At 68.2% G+C, this 13,146-nt stretch carries 13 protein-coding genes; 5 read left to right on the plus strand and 8 right to left on the minus strand.

The window, feature by feature from the left end:
• Positions 1 to 84: 84 nt before the first annotated feature.
• Both ACNSN4_RS13135 and fmdA read right to left on the minus strand, forming a co-directional pair.
• Positions 85 to 1,773, minus strand: coding sequence for a TCP-1/cpn60 chaperonin family protein (locus ACNSN4_RS13135; RefSeq protein ID WP_418286269.1), 1,689 nt, complete (start codon positions 1,771 to 1,773; stop codon positions 85 to 87).
• A gap of 124 nt (positions 1,774 to 1,897) precedes the next feature.
• A complete protein-coding gene (gene fmdA, locus ACNSN4_RS13140; protein WP_418286270.1) occupies positions 1,898 to 3,169 on the minus strand; it encodes a formamidase in 1,272 nt (423 codons plus the stop codon).
• 178 nt (positions 3,170 to 3,347) lie between these two features.
• Here fmdA and ACNSN4_RS13145 point away from each other — a divergent pair, with 178 nt between their 5' ends.
• The 4 genes from ACNSN4_RS13145 (at position 3,348) to ACNSN4_RS13160 (ending at position 6,279) form a co-directional block, all read left to right on the plus strand.
• Positions 3,348 to 4,268, plus strand: coding sequence for an acyltransferase (locus tag ACNSN4_RS13145; RefSeq protein WP_418286271.1), 921 nt, complete (start codon positions 3,348 to 3,350; stop codon positions 4,266 to 4,268).
• Positions 4,269 to 4,381: 113 nt separating this feature from the next.
• Positions 4,382 to 4,975 carry a DJ-1/PfpI family protein gene (locus tag ACNSN4_RS13150; RefSeq protein ID WP_418286272.1) on the plus strand — a complete coding sequence of 198 codons (594 nt, stop codon included), beginning with the start codon at positions 4,382 to 4,384 and terminating at the stop codon, positions 4,973 to 4,975.
• An 18-nt stretch (positions 4,976 to 4,993) separates the two neighbouring features.
• The gene (locus ACNSN4_RS13155; RefSeq protein WP_418286273.1) at positions 4,994 to 5,770 is read left to right on the plus strand and encodes an Nmad3 family putative nucleotide modification protein; all 777 of its coding nucleotides are present in this window, start codon (positions 4,994 to 4,996) and stop codon (positions 5,768 to 5,770) included.
• Between the two features lie 110 nt (positions 5,771 to 5,880).
• Entirely contained in the window at positions 5,881 to 6,279 is a 399-nt protein-coding gene (locus tag ACNSN4_RS13160) for a DoxX family protein (RefSeq protein ID WP_418286274.1), read from the plus strand.
• A gap of 54 nt (positions 6,280 to 6,333) precedes the next feature.
• On the opposite strand, the gene hisS is transcribed toward ACNSN4_RS13160, so the two are convergent.
• From hisS to ACNSN4_RS13180, 4 genes are all read right to left on the minus strand, one after another.
• On the minus strand, positions 6,334 to 7,656 hold the full coding sequence (gene hisS / locus ACNSN4_RS13165) for a histidine--tRNA ligase (protein WP_418286276.1): 1,323 nt from the start codon (positions 7,654 to 7,656) through the stop codon (positions 6,334 to 6,336).
• 102 nt (positions 7,657 to 7,758) lie between these two features.
• Positions 7,759 to 8,214, minus strand: coding sequence for a ferritin-like domain-containing protein (locus ACNSN4_RS13170; RefSeq protein ID WP_418286277.1), 456 nt, complete (start codon positions 8,212 to 8,214; stop codon positions 7,759 to 7,761).
• A 149-nt stretch (positions 8,215 to 8,363) separates the two neighbouring features.
• Positions 8,364 to 8,957, minus strand: coding sequence for a DUF7411 family protein (locus ACNSN4_RS13175; RefSeq protein ID WP_418286278.1), 594 nt, complete (start codon positions 8,955 to 8,957; stop codon positions 8,364 to 8,366).
• Positions 8,958 to 9,311 (minus strand): DNA-binding protein, encoded by a 354-nt coding sequence (locus tag ACNSN4_RS13180; RefSeq protein ID WP_418286279.1) that lies wholly within the window; start codon positions 9,309 to 9,311, stop codon positions 8,958 to 8,960.
• A 154-nt stretch (positions 9,312 to 9,465) separates the two neighbouring features.
• Here ACNSN4_RS13180 and ACNSN4_RS13185 point away from each other — a divergent pair, with 154 nt between their 5' ends.
• Positions 9,466 to 10,572 (plus strand): 60S ribosomal export protein NMD3, encoded by a 1,107-nt coding sequence (locus ACNSN4_RS13185; RefSeq protein ID WP_418286280.1) that lies wholly within the window; start codon positions 9,466 to 9,468, stop codon positions 10,570 to 10,572.
• A gap of 166 nt (positions 10,573 to 10,738) precedes the next feature.
• Here ACNSN4_RS13185 and ACNSN4_RS13190 read toward each other — a convergent pair whose 3' ends face one another.
• Positions 10,739 to 10,930 (minus strand): DUF7317 family protein, encoded by a 192-nt coding sequence (locus tag ACNSN4_RS13190; protein ID WP_418286281.1) that lies wholly within the window; start codon positions 10,928 to 10,930, stop codon positions 10,739 to 10,741.
• A gap of 286 nt (positions 10,931 to 11,216) precedes the next feature.
• A complete protein-coding gene (locus ACNSN4_RS13195) occupies positions 11,217 to 13,127 on the minus strand; it encodes a helicase C-terminal domain-containing protein (RefSeq protein WP_418286282.1) in 1,911 nt (636 codons plus the stop codon).
• Between the last annotated feature and the right edge of the window lie 19 nt (positions 13,128 to 13,146).

Here is a 13,146-nt window from a genome sequence, read left to right on the forward strand (position 1 = left end):
TTATATTCCTCGACTCGACCAGTGCGCTACTGTGCGGCCGCCGTACGGCTGGCGACGACGCGGCGGGCGGGGCGGTGTGACCGCTCAGTGGCTCAGCGCCCACGGATAGCCGCCGCGGTCGTGACCGTGGCCGTGGGTCCGCCCGTCGCCACGGCCGTGGACGTCTCCGTCCCCGTGGCGATGTCCGTCGCCGTGACCGTGGTGCTCGGTCCCGGCTGACCGCGATCCGCCCGCCTCTGCGTCCAACGTCTGGTCGACGCGTAACACGAGACGCGCGGTCCGCACCGCGGTCTCGAGACAGCGCGCGGGAACGGCGACCGGCTCGACGATCCCCGCGTCGAACGCGTCACGGACCGCGCCGGAGCGGTCGATTCCCGCTGTCGCCTCGCCGTCGTGATGACGGGCGCGGAGCGCGGCCAGCGCGTCGATCGGGTCCGCCCCCGCGTTCCGGGCGAGGGTACGCGGGATCACGGTCACCGCGTCCGCGAACGCGTCAAGCGCGAGTGCCGAGCGGTCGTCGACGCTCGTCGCGTGATCAGATACCGCGTTGGAGACGGCCATCATGGGGGCGCCGGCGCCCGGAACGACGCCGCCACGGGCCGCGTGGCGCGCGACGGCGAGACAGTCCGCCACGATCCGCTTCGTCTCCGCGGCGACGTGTGGGGTCCCGCCGCGCAAGAGAAGCGACTCGTGTGACTCTCCCGGGAGGTCGGTGAGCGTGAGCACGGCGCCGCCGCCGACGGAACGACGGCGGACCGCCCCGACCGATCCGAGCGCGTCCCGGTCGAGGTCGGCGGGCGCGGTCACCGCGGTCGCGCCCGCCGCGCGGGCTATCGCGTCGAACTCGTCTCGTCGAGTGCGCTCGACCGGGAGCACGCCGGCGCGAGCGAGCTCGGTCCGCAAGTCGTCGTCGATCGACTGCTGACAGACGAGCACGTCGACCTCACGCTCCGTGATCGATCGGATCAGATCTCGTCCGACCGCCCGTTCGTGATCGCGGACCGTCGCGAGGTCGCCCGGGTTTTGAACTGCGACCGCGCCGGCGGCGCCGTCCACGGGGAGCGCCACTTCGCCGTCGACGAGCGCGATCGTCGGTTCGGCGAGCGCTCGGCGGCCCTCGGTCCCGAAGCCGTCGACCGTCGTCGACGATTCGTCGGTGTCGACGAGAATCCCCTCGACGCGCTCGGAGTCCGCGAGCCCGCCGCCGGGGTACGCGTGAAGGGTGACCCGCGCCGCGTCGAACCCCACCGATCGCAGGGCGCCCACGCTGAGATCGGCGAACCGCTCGGTCGCGGCCGCGTCCCAGCGTCCGGTGACCGCCGTCGACGCCGCCGCCCGCACCCGCGCGTCGTCCGGCCCGATCGGCACGCTGAGTTCGCGGAGCGTGTCCTGCGCGCGATCGGCCGCGCGGACGTACCCGTCCGCGACCGATGTCGGGTGAAGTCCCTCGGCGACGAGCTCGTCGGCCGCGTCGAGGAGCTCGCCGACGAGGAGCGCCGTCGTGGTGGTCCCGTCGCCGACGTGGCGCGCGTGCGTCTGAATCGCGTCTCGGATCACGCGGCCGATGGGTGCGTCGATCTCGACGGCATCGAGCACGGTCGCGCCGGTGTTCGTCACGACGACGGTTCCACTCCGATCGATCACCATCTTGTCCAGCCCGTTCGGGCCGAGCGTACTCCGGAGAGCGGCCGCGATCGCTCGGGCTGGATCGGCTCCGGCCGCAGTGTGCCCGCCAGTCCTCGATTCCTCGGTCAGTGTGGTCGGTAGTGGCATATCAGCTCACGTCGTCTTGCGTTTGGGCGGGTCGTTTCGGTGTGTGGGCGGTCGCGTCGATCAGTGTCGGACACGCCGCTCGGCGCGGGGTCCGCTCGAAACCCGATCCGGGCGATTGTCGCGGTCACCCGAGGGGGTCGTCGGTGACGACGAGATCGCCGCGGTCCGCCCGGTTGTCCAGGTTCCCGGGAGAGATGTCGAACTCGAACACGCCTTTCGGCACCGCCAACGTCGAGCACGCGTTCGGGACGTCGACGACGCCGCTCTGGCGTCCCTCCGCGGGAACGGTTCCGAGGATGTGGAGCGCCTGTTGCCCGGTGTATCCGAACTTCTTGAGGTAGTCGATCGCCTGCAGACACGCCCGGCGGTAGGCGGTGTGCGAGTCGATGTAGCGCTGCTCGCCGTCCTCGGTCACGGAGTAGCCACAGAACGTGATGTAGTCCTCGAAGTTGGGGCCGCGGTGACCGGGTTCGAAGATCGGGTGATCGACGCCGTGCTCCTCCATCCCGTTCTTGATCAGGTCGAACTCCACGTCCGCGTAGCCCGCCATCTCGATCGCGCCGCAGAAGGTGATCTCGCCGTCGCCCTGCGAGGCGTGGAAGTCCCCGAGCGCGAAGTTCGCCCCGTCGACGTAGACGGGGAAGTACACGGTCGAGCCGATGGAGAGGTCCTTGATGTCGTGATTCCCGCCGTGTTCGCGCGGCGGTACCGTCCTCGCGGCCTCCTTCGCCGTCTCCTCGGCTTCCTCGGGGTCCATCTCGCCCATCTGTGCGCCCTCCGTGGTCGGTGGGTTCGCGACCCCCGGCTCCGCCTCGCCGGTCGGGTGGTTCGGGATCGAGGTCGGGTCCGCCTCGTGTTTGTCGATCAGCTCCTGCTCCCGCTCGTTCCACTCCTCGAGGAGCTCTTGGCTCGGCGCACAGCCCGCGAGTCCGGGATGGATCTTCCCCTCGTAGCGGACGTCTGGGACGTGACGCGAGGAGACGGTGTACCCGTCGATATCCCAGATCGACTTCGCGGCGTCCGGGAAGTGGTCGGTGAGGAAGCCGCCGCCGTTCTGCTGGGAGAAGGTCCCGGTGAAGCCGAACTCGGAGCGGTTGTTCAGCGGCCCCATGTCGTGAAACTCGACTTTCAACAGGTCGCCGGGCTCCGCCCCCTCGACGCGAACGGGACCGGCGAGGTAATGCACCTGCGTGAGGTCTACGTCTCTGACCTCGTTCGGATCGTCGTTGGCCGATATCTGTCCGCCCGTCCAGTCCAGCGCTTCGAGCCGGATCGTCTCTCCGGGCTCCGCCTCGACGACGGCCGGAATGTCGGGGTGCCACCGGTTGAACGGTTTGGCTGTCGGCTGCTCGTCCGGTGGACTGTCGACGTCGACCTCGAATTTAATTTCTGGCATATGATACCACGGGTCAATACAGGGAACTTCAACAAAAGTGTTACTGCGACAATACGTGTGTTTGAATAACAGGAACGTCGACGAGGACCGTTCCGGCCCGGCGGCGCCGGAGTGAGCAGCCGGTGCGCGGGCGTCGCACAACCGAATCCCTTTGTGGGATGGCGACCAACTGACGACGATGACAAAGCGACACGTGTCCCTGCCTGCTGCCGCGGAGGCCGGGGTCCGAGGATTCATCGACGAGGTGGACGAACGGCTTTCCTCGGACGAGGACACCTGCGAGGTCGTCCGAGACACGCTGATCGACCTCCACGGCGACCGCGAGCGCTGGGAGGCGTGGCAGGACGGCGAGTCGGTGCCGAAAGCCGAGCGCGTCCGGTTACAGGGATACGACCCGTGTAACGCGACCCTCGAATCGGAGTACTACGCCGAGAAGGACGAGGACCGGTTCCAGCGTTCGAAGCACCTGCAGTGGCTCTGGCGGCAGTTCGACGCCACGCCGATGGCCGACAACGTCGAGTTCGCACTCCGGTTCCGACAGATGCTCGGGAACCACCTGTTCGCGGAGTGCGGGGACGGCTGTCGCTTTTTCAAGGGTATCTCCGTCACCTACGGCCACAACATCGAGATCGGCGACAACGTCGTGGTCCACGACGACGTTCACCTCGACGATCGCGGGAAGCTGACGATCGGCGACCGCGCGTCGATTTCCGACGGCGTCCACCTGTACAGTCACGATCACGACCTCGTCGACCAGACCGAGGTGCGCAACTTCCACACGATCGTCGAGGACGACGCCCGAGTCACCTACGACGCCATGGTGCGGGCCGGCTGTCGAATCGGCGAGAACAGCGTCGTCGGCGCGCGCTCCGTCGTGCAGGGCGACGTCCCGGCACACCACGTCGTCGTCGGCTCCCCGGCTCGCAGCGTCCGTGTGAAGCCGGGCTGGGAGGAGGTCGCCGACGAGCTGGAGGACGGGCGACTTCCTGACCGACAGGACGAGCGCGAGATCCCGTACGAGCTCCCGGACGACCTCGACCAGTTCGACGAGTTCCAGCGCGATCTACGCCCGCCGGATCCGCCTAACGCGTCTCGCTGAGGTGAACGCCGGCGGACGTTCGACTCAGGATCGGTCGCGAGACGCGTGGCGTGGTACCGCTCGACAGTATCATTATGACGGTTCGCGTCGTATCCGCACTTGGTGTTGAACCCATGACAGGAAAACAGATACTGATGATCGTCGGCGACTTCGGCGAGGACTACGAGATCATGGTCCCGTTTCAGGCGCTCCAAGCGGTCGGCCACGAGGTCCACGCCGTTTGCCCCGAGAAGGACGACGGTGACAGCGTCAAGACCGCGATCCACGACTTCCGCGGCGACCAGACGTACCTCGAAACGCGCGGGCACGACTTCGCGCTCACGCACGGGTTCGACGAGGTGGACCCCGCGGAGTACGACGCGCTGGTCGTCCCGGGCGGACGCGCCCCCGAGTACCTCCGCGGCTACGACGAGGTGCTCGACGCGGTGCGTCACTTCTTCGAGACGGACAAGCCCGTCGCGTCGATCTGCCACGGCCCGCAGATCCTCGCGGCCGCGGGCGTGCTCGACGGCTACGAGATGACGGCGTATCCCGCGGTCAGGCCCGAGGTCGAGGCCGCGGGCTGTTCGTGGGTCGACGGCGTGACCACCGACGGGAACCTCGTCACCGGACAGGCGTGGCCCGACCACCCCGAGTGGATCGCGGAGTTCCTCGACCTGCTCGGCACGGAGATCGACCACGGCGCGACCGCCGCGACGGCGGACTGACTCGCCTCGCTATTTTTCATGCCGGACTCCCGCGCCGTCGCCGTCAACGTCGCCGCCAACACGAACGATCCCGGCTTCCGCGGGCCCGTCTATCCCGACGGATCGTTCGCCTACGTGCCGATTCCCGAATCGACGACGACGCGCCCGCGCGAGCGGTTCCCCGTCGACGAGCCCCTTCCGACGTACGGCGACCTCGATCTCCCGTTCAGGGTGCCGACCGACCTGCGCGAGACGCCGGTTCACATGGACCCGGAGTTTCCCGGCGTCCACGGCCGCCACCGCGCGAGCTACGGCGACCCCTACGGCGTGAAGGCCAGCCGGATCGCCGGGCTCGAACCGGGCGACTGGCTGCTCTTCTACGCGACGCTGTCACTGCGCCCGCACGGGTGGACGGGACCGGGAACGGGGAGCGATCGCGACTCGATTCGACGAGACGCCGACTTGGCTCCCGAATGGGGCGCGTACCTCTTCGCTGGGATACGAGTCGAGCGGGCGCTCGCGGTCGAAGACGGCGAGGGTACGGTCGACCGCGACGCGGCGGCCGCCCTCGCGCCGACCAACGCCCACCTGAAGCGCGACCCGTTCGACGCGCGGGTCGTCGTCGCCGGCGACCCGTCGGTCTCGGGTCTCTTCGAGCGCGTCGTCCCCCTGAGCACCCCCGAGGCGGGCGCGGACGCGAACCGGCTCGTCACGGACCTGTCGAGCGACTCGGGGAAGGGACCGTGGTGGCGTCGGCCGATGATGTTCGACGCCGACGCGACGGCGACCCTGTTCGACCGGATCGAGACCGAGTGAACTCGCGATCGGCACGGGCGAGCATCGATGGAGGCGAACACCGACTGACGCGCGAGGATGGAGCGCGATTCGTGGTACCGTTTAACACCCTGGCGGACCGTACACAACGTATGAGCGGAGACGACTCCACGACGACCGAATCGACCGACGCACCGTTCCGACTCGGACGAGTCCTGCTCGGCGTCGGGCTGGCGGCGCAGGCTTCCGAGGACTTCCGCGACATGGAGGACACGATCGAGTACGCGGAGTCCGCCGGAGTTCCCGCTCCCGACCTCGCCGCGCCGTTCGCGTCGGGGATGATGGTCGCTGCGGGACTCGGCATCGCGTTCTGGCGGCTGCCGCGGGTCGCGACCGGTGCGGCCGTCACCTTCCTCGCGGTCGTGACGTCGACGATGCACGACTTCTGGAACGCCGACGAGGACGACAGGAGCGGCGAGCGGCTCGCGTTCTTCGGCAACCTCGCGATGCTCGGCGGCGCGCTGGTGTTCCTGCGGGAGGCTTATAAGTGAGATAGCCGCGCGAGCGGCGCGTCGATCGCAGTTGTACCGTCGGCGGCGCGTCGATTACTCGTAGTCCTCGTACGTCGGCAGCCCGTCCTCGGGCGGGAACTCCTCGACCGGAACGGTCGTCTCGTCACCGCTCGCCATGTCTTTCACCGTGTACTCGCCGTTCTCCAGGTCGCGCTCGCCGACGACGACCACGGTCTCGGCGTTGATCGAGTCGGCGTAGCCGAGCTGCGCGCCGAACGACCGGTCGGAGACGTCCGTCTCGACCACCGCGTCGTCGTCGAGCGCGCGGAGATCGCGGGCGACCGCGGCGGCCTCGGCGCGGGTGTCGCCGACGGAGAGGACGTAGTAGTCCGTCGAGAGCTCCTCGTCCGGCCAGACGCCGGCGCGCTGACACAGCAGCTTGAGCGTGGCGTGGCCGGGTGCGACGCCGACCGCGGGCGTGGGCTGGCCGCCGAAGCTCTCGATGAGGTCGTCGTAGCGCCCGCCGCCGAAGACGGAGCGGGAGACCTCGCCGGTCGAGTCGAAGCACTCGAAGACGACGCCGGTGTAGTAGTCGAGCCCGCGAGCGGTCGTCAGCGACACCTCGCAGAACTCGCCCGCACCGAACTCGTCGGCCGCGGCGAGCACGTTTCGGAGGTTCTCGACGGCCGCTTCAACGTCCGTCCCACCGGCCTCGGACACCGCGTCGAGGTCGTCGACCGTCTCGACGCCGGTAATCAGGTCGTCGAACTCCTGGGCGGTGGCGCGGTCGAGCCCGGCGTCGGAGAGGAGCCCGAAGTACTCGCCGTCGTCGACCTTCGCGCGCTTGTCGACCGCGCGGATCGCGGCCTGCGTGTCGACCGCGTCGGGATCGGTCGCGAGCGCCCGGACCAGCCCCCCGAGGATGTCCCGATGCGAGACGCGGAACTCGAAGTCGTCGCCGGTGAGCCCCAAGTCCGTGAGGCCGTCGGCGGCGACCGCGAGCACTTCGGCGTCCGCCTCGGGGGCCGCGGAGCCGAACACGTCGATGTTCGTCTGGTAGAACTCGCGGAACCGCCCCTGCTGGACCTGCTCGTAGCGCCAGAACGGCCGCGTCGACATCCACTTGATCGGCTTCGACAGCTCCTGGCCCTTCGCGACGACCATTCGGGCGACGGTCGGCGTGAGCTCCGGGGTCAGGGAGACGCCGCGACCGCCCTTATCCTCGAAGGCGTACAGCTCCTCGACGATCTCCTCGCCGGATTTGTCGGTATACATCTCCGTCCGTTCGAGGGCTGGCGTGGCGATCTCGCGGAAGCCGTATCGCTGTGCGGCTCCCTCGATCGCGTCCGTCACCTCGCGGCGAGCCGACTGCTCGCCGGGGTAGAAATCGCGGAATCCCTTGAGGCCGTCGTACATGTACGCCGCTTCGACGAGCGCCCGCTTGAAAGCATCCCTTCGGGGCGCGGTTCGCGGTCGACGGTACGTGGTTCGCGGTCGACGATGGACACCCCGTCCCGTCTAGTCGAGCGGGTACTCCTTCTGGAATCCGCGGAATTCGGTCCGGTGGGCCTCCTCGTCGGAGAGGAGCGTCACGGCGAGGTCCTCGGTGACCGGATCGTCTGCGTCCTCGGCGGCGTCGATCAGGTCGCGGTACGTCGCGATCGCGCCCTCCTCCGCGTCGAGCACGCCGTTGATGACGGATAGCACGTCGGTCGAGTCCTCTGGCGGCTGCAGCGAGTCCTGTCGGGCCGTGAACTCGGCGGACCCCGGCGGGCGCGCGTCGAGCTGTTTGAGTCGCTGGCCGAGCTGTTCGGCGTGGCCGAGTTCCTCCTGAACGTCCTTCTTGAGACTCTCTTTGATCTCCTCGGCGCGGACGCCGTCGAGGACGATGGCGTTCGTCTGGTAGTTCATCACCGTCTCGATCTCGTCGGCGTACGCTTCTCGAAGCAGCTCGACTACCTCTTCAGATGACATACGCGGTAGTACGGGCGTGGGGTCAAAAGTCGTTCCGGCACTCCCGAGCCAGCGAGAATGTTGACGGTCACGCGTGGCGCACACGCCGTCACCCCGCGTCTTCAGCGCTCACCCACGTCTCCAGCGCTCAACTTGTGCGTGTTCAGCGCTCAATCGCTACGCCCGTGCACGTACGTCTGATCGTGGTCGGGGAACACCTCGCCGACGGTCTCGTCGTCGTATTCGTCGGCGATGAGCCGCCGCAGTTCCCCCTCGTAATCCGCCTTCGGTATCTCCTCGCTCGGTCCCTGCTGGACGTCGAACGTCTCCTCGACCAGCCGATCGACGGCGTGTCGACCGAATCCCGACAGCGGAGAGATGTAGTCGATCCCGTGACGGTCCTCCAGGCTCTGTGCTTGGGCTCGCGACACGGTCGGCACGCGGTCGTCCCGCCGCGTGCCGTCGGCGATGGCGTCGACGTCGTGGCTCGCGATCGTTTCGAGGGCGTGCTCGTGCACGCGCTGGATCCCGTTCCGCGGATAGCCGTCCGCGAGCATCGTCTCGGCGGCCTCCTCCGCTACCGCGTGGTCGAGGTCGACGCGTTCGAAGGGGAAGCCGAGTTCGGTGGCCGCGCGCTCGGCGTGCTCCCAGTCGTCGGTGAGCCCGAAGCTCCCCGTGACGCATCGCACGTCGTAGAACCGATCGAGCAGGTGCGCGGCGAGCGAGGAGTCTTTCCCCCCGCTGTACAGGAGCGCGAGCTCCATCTATCGCCGGCGGATGTCGAAGCTCTGCTGATCGGGCTGGAGCTCTTTTAAGAGGTCACGCATCTGGTCCTCGTCGATGCGGCCCTGGAGGCGACCGCTCTGTGCGAGCGCCGCCACCTGCTGTTTCACCTTCTCGCCGAACTCCGGTTTCGACATCGCGACCGCGTTGAGCCGCTGGCGCGCCTTGTCGGTGAGGTGCTGTTTGAGGACGGCCTCCTGTTGGGCCTCGGCGCGCTCTTGAGCCTCCTGTTGGGCCTCGGCGTCGGCGCCGCCGCCCTGCTCGCGTTCGCGGAGCTCCTCCATCTTTTTCTCTCGCAGTTCCTCGAGTCGCTCGTCGTCGGGGTTCCCGCTCATACGCGGGCCTTCTCGGTCCGCGCGAAAAACGATTTCGGAGGAATCGACCGCGTTTCGGGGGATCGACCACCCGAGATCAGTCTGGCAGTCTCCGATTCGAGGGCCGATCGGCAGTCCGCGCCGCTTAAACGGCTCCTCGGCGTATCGCTCGGTAATGAGTGAGTCGCGGGAGTTCTGTCCGCGGTGCGGCGACGCCGTCCCCGAGCGGCGCGACCCGCTGCCGGGCGAGCCGCGGGGGCGAGACGCGCTGTTGTGCGACGACTGCTACTTCGAGGACTTCGACCTCGTCGACGCCCCCGACCGTATCGAAGTGCTGGTGTGTTCGGGGTGCGGTGCGGTCCGCCGCGGCGAGTCGTGGCGGGACGTCGGCGCGCGCGACTACACCGACGTCGCGGTCGACGAGGTCGCGGAGGCGCTCGGCGTTCACGTCGACGCCACGGACGTCGAGTGGGGCGTCGAACCCGAACAGGTCGACGAGAACAACGTCCGGATGCACTGCCGGTTCTCCGGCGTCGTCCGTGGGACACTCCGCTCCGCCGAGGTGACCGTCCCGGTGAAGATCTCACGGGGGACCTGCGACCGGTGCGGCCGGATCGCCGGCGGCTACTACGCCGGGATCGTCCAAGTTCGGGCCGACGAGCGCGACCTGACCCCCGCGGAGCGCGCCGAGGCGCTCGAAATCGCCGAGTCGTACGTCGCCGACCAAGAGGCCGACGGCGACCGCGAGGCGTTCATCACGGAGGTCAAAGAGACCGACGACGGGCCGAACATCAAGCTCTCCTCGAACCGGCTGGCACAGAACGTCGCGACGCGGATAACCGAAGCGCTCGGCGGTAGCTTCGAATCGTATCCGACGCTCGTCACCGAGGACGGCGACGGCAACGAGGTGTACCGCGTGACGTTCGCGGTTCGACTCCCCCGATACGCCGCGGGCGAGATCATCGACCCCGACGACGGCGATGGTCCGGTCCTCGTCACGAGCGTCTCGGGGCGACTCCAGGGAACCAGGCTCGCGACCGGAGACCCCTACACGTCCGCGTTCGAGGAGGCCGACGCGCCGGACGCGACTCGGCTTGGGACCCGGGAAGACGCCGCGGAGACGACGGTCGTGACCGTGGAAGACGCGAACGCCATTCAGGTGCTCGATCCCTCGACGTACGAGGCGAAGACCGTTCCCAACCCGTCGTTCGTCGACGGCGACGACGACACCGTTCTCGCGTTCGAACACGGGGGGACCGTCCACCTCGTCCCCGAGGAGTAGAGAGCAGCCCGCGGTGCCCGGGAGACGGCAAACGTGATGCGGTCGCTACGGGGTCGCGAGTAGAGAGGGGGACACTAGAATCGACAGAGGCGTCCGAATGGAATCTCACCGACACCGCGGTCGACGGGGTTTTGGACCGTTCGGGAGCCCTCGATCGCGAAACCGATCAGTCCGCTCGAACGGCCTGTTCCTCACCGAGTGCGGCGGCGCGCTCGGATTCGGTCACGTCGATGCCGCGGCGTTCGAGCTGGTCGATGAACTCGGCTTCGCTTAATCCGGCCTGTGCGGCGGCCTGCGACAGCGTCAGTGTTCGCGCACCGTACAGCGTCAGCGCACTTGCCAGCCCCTTCGTTGCCATATCCGCACTTCCGCCGTGAAGGTTTATGAAGGTTACTACTTCATTGAGGTCCCTGATACACCTTATACGATATATATTGACGATAGACCCGAGTTGGGATGTTTAATCACTACTCACGTCGGCCCGCAGGAATTATGTCCCCCTGCAGTCGTACTCAGGATATGGACCGACAACAGATCATCGCGGTGTTCTTCGCGTTCCTCATGGTGAGTTCCATGGCCGCGTGGGGCGTCACACTGCTGTAGGCGGCTCAACGCGCTCCGGCGATAAGTGCCATTCCGCTTCGCTAGCTATCGCCCCAGATGTCCGATAGCGGATGGTTCTCACGGCGTTCAGCGTCCGCTTCAGACCGCGTTTGGGTCGATTTGGCTCCCGCCGACTCGGTCGCGTCGGAGGCGGTCGTCCCGCTCGCCTTCGACCCGCTGGGATCGGGTCCGCCGGTGCCGGATCCGCCGTGTCGATTGCGGCCGCCGGATCCTCCCGACCCGCGCCGGCGACCCGCCCGAGACGGTCCCGACGGCTCGGCGTCGATCCCGGCGAGCGCGGCCGTGGGATCGAACGCCGGCAGCGTCGGCGTCGTCATCGCGTCGATCTGATCGCGGAACCAGGGCGGGGTGTCGGCGGCCGCGCGCTCGAACAGGTCGAGAAGCGAGTCGTCGGCGAGATACGTCGCGCCGTAATCGTCCGGCGAGCGGACGACGCGACCGCACGCCTGAATCACGGTGCGGAGCGCGGTCCGGTGGTACCACGCCCACTGGTCGTCGGCGAGCCGCCGCGCGACCCGGGAGTCGTTGGTGTTGCGGTACGGGGCCTTACACACCACCTGCCACCGACAGAGGTCGTCTTTCAGGTCGAGCGCCTCCTCCATCTTGACCGAGACGAACACCTCCGGATCGCTGCTGGCCTGCCACGCCGACAGCTCCGCGTCTCGGTTCGCCCGGTCGTGCCGACGGACCCGCGCGGCGACCCCGAACTCGCCCAGCAGCTCGGTGAGCCGTCCGGCGATGTCGTACGAGTGCGCGTGGATCAGCCCCTTCTCGTTCGGGTGTTCGGCCATCAGGCGGACGATCAGTCGAGCGATCTTCGGCACGGTCTCGTCGCGGTGCTCGTACGTCATCGACCCCTGCGTCACGTCGTATAAGGGTCGATGTTCGAGCGGGAACGTGTGCTCGACGTCGACGAGCGCGACGGTCTCCGGGTTGAGCCCCACGCCGCGACAGAAGGCGTCCTTCGAGAGGATGGTGGCCGACAGCAACGCGAACTTGTTGCCCCGATCCCACACCGTGTGCCGGAGGTAGCGCGCGGGGTCCAAGGGTTTGATCGCGAGCGCCGACCCCTCGCCGTCCGGCTGGTCGACGACCCACGTCGTCGGGGAGTCGAGGTCGCGGTAGTCCTCCAAGAACCAGCCGAGTTCGGAGATCAGCTCCCCCAAGCGGTCCCGACGAGCCACTTCCTCTCGGTCGAGCTCCGGCCGCCCCGTCAACTCGTCTTTCGCGCGCTTGGCGGTGTCCCGCAGGGAGGCGACGAACCGGGCTGTCCTGTCGAGCGCGTCCTCCTCCGGACCCGCGTCGGCCGCGACGTCGGGGACGCCGATCTCGTCCCACACGGGCACCCGGTCGGGCGAGAGCTCGATCGTCGCGTACATCTCCGCCCACTCCGCGAGGCCGTGCGCCTCGTCGATCACGACCACGTCGCGCTTCCGGAACACGTCCGAGCCGGCGGTTCGCATGAAGTACGCGAGCGTCATGGCGGCGTAGCGGTTCCCGGAGGCGATGGCGCGGTCGGAAAAGTACGGACAGCGGTGCTTCACCGAGCAGTCGAACCCCTGCTGGCGAACGCAGGGGGCGCGGTTGACCGGCGTGTCGTGCTCGCCGGGGAGAATGCAGTCGTAGTTCGATTTCCCGCGGATCACCGCCAAGTCGTCGAGGAGACCGTCGGCCTCCACGTCGTCGATCTGCGACACCTGCGGGGTCGTGTAGTAGGCGCCGGTCGCCTCGCTCGGTGCCGTCTCTTCGACCGTGGCCGCCGCACCCATGATCGCTCGGGCGAGCAGCGACTTGCCGCTGCCCGTCGGCGCGCGCACCAACACCACGTCGTTGCCGGCGGCGAACGCGTCGCGGATGTCGGCGAGGGCCTGCTCCTGCGCGCCGCGGAAGCTCGGCGCGGGGAACTCGGCGGGGATCCGATCGGGGTCCACAGACGCCTCTCGCGCGCTC

Origin of the sequence: Halorubrum marinum, assembly GCF_048381195.1 — an archaeon.
In the GTDB taxonomy this organism is placed as follows: Archaea; Halobacteriota; Halobacteria; order Halobacteriales; family Haloferacaceae; genus Halorubrum.

Bases quoted from the DNA above. Each gene is read 5' to 3' on its own strand.
- ACNSN4_RS13135 (WP_418286269.1), bottom strand. From the start codon at position 1,773: ATGCCACTACCGACCACACTGACCGAGGAATCGAGGACTGGCGGGCAC.
- ACNSN4_RS13190 (WP_418286281.1), bottom strand. From the start codon at position 10,930: ATGGCAACGAAGGGGCTGGCAAGTGCGCTGACGCTGTACGGTGCGCGA.
- ACNSN4_RS13145 (WP_418286271.1), top strand. From the start codon at position 3,348: ATGACAAAGCGACACGTGTCCCTGCCTGCTGCCGCGGAGGCCGGGGTC.
- ACNSN4_RS13170 (WP_418286277.1), bottom strand. From the start codon at position 8,214: ATGTCATCTGAAGAGGTAGTCGAGCTGCTTCGAGAAGCGTACGCCGAC.
- ACNSN4_RS13150 (WP_418286272.1), top strand. From the start codon at position 4,382: ATGACAGGAAAACAGATACTGATGATCGTCGGCGACTTCGGCGAGGAC.
- fmdA (WP_418286270.1), bottom strand. From the start codon at position 3,169: ATGCCAGAAATTAAATTCGAGGTCGACGTCGACAGTCCACCGGACGAG.
- hisS (WP_418286276.1), bottom strand. From the start codon at position 7,656: ATGTACGACGGCCTCAAGGGATTCCGCGATTTCTACCCCGGCGAGCAG.
- ACNSN4_RS13155 (WP_418286273.1), top strand. From the start codon at position 4,994: ATGCCGGACTCCCGCGCCGTCGCCGTCAACGTCGCCGCCAACACGAAC.
- ACNSN4_RS13175 (WP_418286278.1), bottom strand. From the start codon at position 8,957: ATGGAGCTCGCGCTCCTGTACAGCGGGGGGAAAGACTCCTCGCTCGCC.
- ACNSN4_RS13185 (WP_418286280.1), top strand. From the start codon at position 9,466: ATGAGTGAGTCGCGGGAGTTCTGTCCGCGGTGCGGCGACGCCGTCCCC.
- ACNSN4_RS13180 (WP_418286279.1), bottom strand. From the start codon at position 9,311: ATGAGCGGGAACCCCGACGACGAGCGACTCGAGGAACTGCGAGAGAAA.
- ACNSN4_RS13160 (WP_418286274.1), top strand. From the start codon at position 5,881: ATGAGCGGAGACGACTCCACGACGACCGAATCGACCGACGCACCGTTC.